The organism is Streptomyces sp. NPDC059874 (assembly GCF_042731135.1).
Classification (GTDB): Bacteria; Actinomycetota; Actinomycetes; order Streptomycetales; family Streptomycetaceae; genus Streptomyces.
Genome location: NZ_JBHWJY010000175.1, coordinates 1 through 3,636 on the forward strand (window position 1 = coordinate 1; position 3,636 = coordinate 3,636).

4 protein-coding genes are annotated in these 3,636 nt (G+C 67.7%); 1 reads left to right on the forward strand and 3 read right to left on the reverse strand.

What is annotated here, in order from left to right; genetic code table 11:
• Positions 1–523 precede the first annotated feature (523 nt).
• Positions 524–2,290 (forward strand): hypothetical protein, encoded by a 1,767-nt coding sequence (locus ACFV9H_RS41290; RefSeq protein WP_385409131.1) that lies wholly within the window; start codon positions 524–526, stop codon positions 2,288–2,290.
• A 27-nt stretch (positions 2,291–2,317) separates the two neighbouring features.
• Here the strand turns inward: ACFV9H_RS41290 and ACFV9H_RS41295 are convergent, their stop codons facing one another.
• From ACFV9H_RS41295 to ACFV9H_RS41305, 3 genes are read right to left on the reverse strand one after another with little or no spacing between them, the layout of a single operon-like run.
• A complete protein-coding gene (locus tag ACFV9H_RS41295; RefSeq protein WP_385409133.1) occupies positions 2,318–2,824 on the reverse strand; it encodes a GNAT family N-acetyltransferase in 507 nt (168 codons plus the stop codon).
• 23 nt (positions 2,825–2,847) lie between these two features.
• Positions 2,848–3,138, reverse strand: a complete 291-nt coding sequence (locus ACFV9H_RS41300) for a hypothetical protein (RefSeq protein ID WP_385409135.1) — start codon at positions 3,136–3,138, stop codon at positions 2,848–2,850.
• Complete coding sequence (locus tag ACFV9H_RS41305) at positions 3,135–3,491, reverse strand: DUF6247 family protein (protein WP_385409137.1); 357 nt, start codon at positions 3,489–3,491, stop codon at positions 3,135–3,137. The genes ACFV9H_RS41300 and ACFV9H_RS41305 overlap by 4 nt, the downstream gene beginning before the upstream one ends.
• Positions 3,492–3,636 lie beyond the last annotated feature (145 nt).

Here is a 3,636-nt window from a genome sequence, read left to right on the forward strand (position 1 = left end):
AAGGAACGGACGCTTCCTTCGTACTCACCCTCTCGGGCTTTCCTCCGGGCTTTCGTTCTGCTGTCTTGCGTTTCCGACTCTATCAGACTCTTTCGCGTCCGACTTCCTCGGTGCTTTCCAGGTTTCCGCTTTCGCGTTTCCCTTTCCGGCGGTTCCGACTCTATCAGAAGTTTTCCACCGGATTAACCGGCTTCGATTCCCGAATGAAGAGTCGAGTGTCCCCACACGAAATTCGATTCCTTGTGGGGGCTGCTGCCGAGCGTTCCAGCTCCAGGCAACTGCTCGACTGTACAACCCTGGTGTGGGGGTGTCAAAACGAGCTTGACGTACGGCGCGTCAGCGCAGATGGGACGGTGTCCCATGCGCCGGCACGATGGCGTCGACCAGGACGACGTCCCGCAGCCCAAGACCCGAGCCACGCGGACGCGGGTTGCGCCATAGGGAGGCCACCGAGCGCGCCGCGGCGCGACACCGGGATCTCCGCCCCCAGGATCGACGTGTGATTCCTTCCGGGAGTACGAACATGCGATTCAAGCTCGGCGGCCGCTCTCGTGGGCGGGCCCTCGCCCTGGGTGTTGCGGCGCTCCTGTGGAGCGGCTTCTCTCCAGGTGCGGCGCCGGGTGCGTTCGCGGCGGACGGAGGTGCCTCCGCGGAGCCCGGCAACGTATTGGCGTGGGGCAGCAACGCGAACGGGCAACTCGGCGACGCGACCACGATCAGCCGCTCCACCACGCCTGTCTCCGTGTGCGCTCCCGCTACGTGCGTCTCGTCCCTGGACCGCGTCATCGCCCTAGAAGCGGGCACCCACCACAGCGTCGCGCTGCGTGCCGACGGCACGGTCTGGACCTGGGGGTCGAACGCCGGCGGGCAGCTCGGTGACGGCTCGTTCTCCGACAGGACCACCCCGGTGCGGGTCTGCGCTCCCGGCCAGACCGCGCCCGGTCAGACGGGAACCTGTAGCAGCTTCCTCACCGGTGTCATCGCCGTCGCCGCAGGCGACAACCACAGTCTGGCCTTGCGTTCAGACGGCACCGTCCTCTCCTGGGGAGCGAACACCCTCGGTCAGCTGGGGACGAGTTCCACCGGCTTTGCCTGGACCACGCCCGTCGGGGTCTGTCAGCAGGACACGTTCGCCGGCCCTTCGGCAACCTCATGCGGCTCGGGCGTCCTGACCGGCGTGACGGCCATCGCTGCCGGCGGGAATCACAACCTTGCCTTGCGCACCAACGGCAACGTCGTTTCCTGGGGAGACAACAGCAACGGACAACTCGGCAGGACATCGAGTGGACTCGGCAACACCATCCCCCGCCAGGTCGGCCTCACGGGCGTGACGGCCATCGCCGCGGGAAGTCGGCACAGTCTGGCATTGCGCACCACCGGCACCGTCGCCGCCTGGGGAGCCAACACCAACGGCCAACTCGGCAACGGCAACTCCACTCAGCAGCCTTCCCCTGTCACGGTCTGCGAGTCCGCGGTCTTCCCCTGCCGCGCCCTCAGCGGCGTGACGGCCATTTCCGCGGGGGGCCGCCACAGCGTCTCCCTCCACTCCGACACCAGCGTCCGCGTATGGGGGGCCAACGACAACAGCCAGCTCGGCATCGGTTTCAGCGGGACCGGCGCCACGAGCGTGCCCGTGCGCCCCTGCGCGATCGGAAGCAGCATCCCCTGCGGCACGCGACTCACTGACGTGACAGCCATCTCCGCAGGCGGCAACCACACCCTCGCCAAGGGCACCGGCGGCACCGTCGCCGCCTGGGGCGACAACGGCAACGGTCAGATCGGCGACGGCAGCACCACCGACAGGGGGATCCCGGTGCTGGTCCCGTCCCTTGAGACCGCGACTGCTGTCGCCGCCGGAGGCGAACACAGCTTGGCCATCGTCCGCTCGGGCGCCGACGTGGCACTCGCGCTCAGCGCCGAGCCCGAGCCCGTACCGACCGGATCGAACCTGACCTACACCGTCACCGTGACCAACCACGGCCCGCAGACCGCCGAGAACGTCGTGTTCAACGACACCCTGCCGCCCAATGCCCGCTTCGTCAGCGCCACTCCCGGCCAGGGCAGCTGCGTGATCCCGCCGAGCGGCTCCTCCGACACAGTGACCTGCTCGCTGGGCACTCTAGCCGGCGGCACCCAGGCCACCACCGAGATCGTCCTGAGGGTCATCGCCCCGGAGGGCGGCACGGTCACCGACAAGGCCACGGTGACCACCAGTTCACCCGACCCGAATCAGGTCAACAACACTGCGACGATCGAAACCCCGGTGGACGAGGCCCCCACACCGGAGTAACGGCGGAAGAGGAGCACGCTCCATCCTTCACCTGCCGGAAGCCCCCGCACCGGCACCAGGCCATCGCACCATGTAGACGTCGATCGGATCCTGGGCCTCCACGGTGAACCCGTGGCGCTCGTAGAGCCGTTGGGCCGCACTGCCTTGGAGGACGTTGAGGCGGACGAGTACCCGATCGGCGTCGGTCTGCGTCAGCAATGCCCGCAGGACGGACGATCCGAGCCCCCGGCCCTGGAAAGCCGGAGCCAAGTAGAAATGCTCCAGCCACCGCCCGTCCTCGGCCGGACGCATGGTGACGCATCCCGCGAAGGCGTCATCGGCCACGATGACCGACGTGTACTGCGGGGAGAAGGAATCCCGCAGCCGCTGCCGGACCCTGTGTTCGTCGAACCGTCCCAACCTCTCGAGATCCGGCCGCATCACCGTTGCCCGCAGCTCCGCGATCGGCTCGACATCCGCCGGCTCAGCAGGACGCAACGCCCATTCCGTGAGCCGGCCCCGCTGTATCTCGTCCGCCCCCGCCCTCGTATCCACGACGGCAGTATCTCAACGGCTCGTCACAGGTTGACGCGCTTCAGGTAGACCCGCCTGCGATGCGTGATGGTCTGGTACCAGAGCATCAGGTGTTCGTCTTCGTACGTACGCAGCCGCATGGGCTGGGGATCCTCGTAGAGGCTGCCGTCCTTGGGGTCGATGGCCATCGACGCCAAGTCGACGAGACCGTCCAGCACCATGGCGACCGCCTCCTGGTGCTCCGCGGGCATGTCCCCGAGAACCCACAGCCGGCTGGGGTCGCATTCCCACGCCCAGCCGTTGTCGTTCTCGACCCCTTCGCCCCGCGGAGTCACTGACCGATCTCGCGTTGCGCCTCGGCGAGGATGCGGCTGCTGATCTCCATGGCGGCCGTGAACTCTTGCTCCGTCGCGCTCGGATCTCCCGCGACCCGTTCTGCCTCGTGCAGCGCCGCGGAGCGTGCCGGCCAGCGGTGGATCGCCACGTGAGTGGCCCACTTGATGAGGAAGAACCGCAGCGGGTTGATGGCACCCGTCCCCGCTGCGCGGTCGAACGCCTCGTTGCACTCCCTGTCGAACACGGCGACGTTGGCCATGTCGATCCGCCGCACGGCGTCCCGGAGGGCTTCCCGGGTCATGGCCGGCTGAGGGATGAGCGGCCCGCCGTCTTCCAGGTGCTGTGCTGTCATCTCGTCCTCCAGGGAACGCGGTCAGGATACCCGGCCGAGCATCCGGAAGCGGTCCTGAACGCAGAAAAGCCCCGCACCATAAGGTGCGGGGCTTTCCCACAATGATTGTTCGGCGGCGTCCTACTCTCCCACAGGGTCCCCCCTG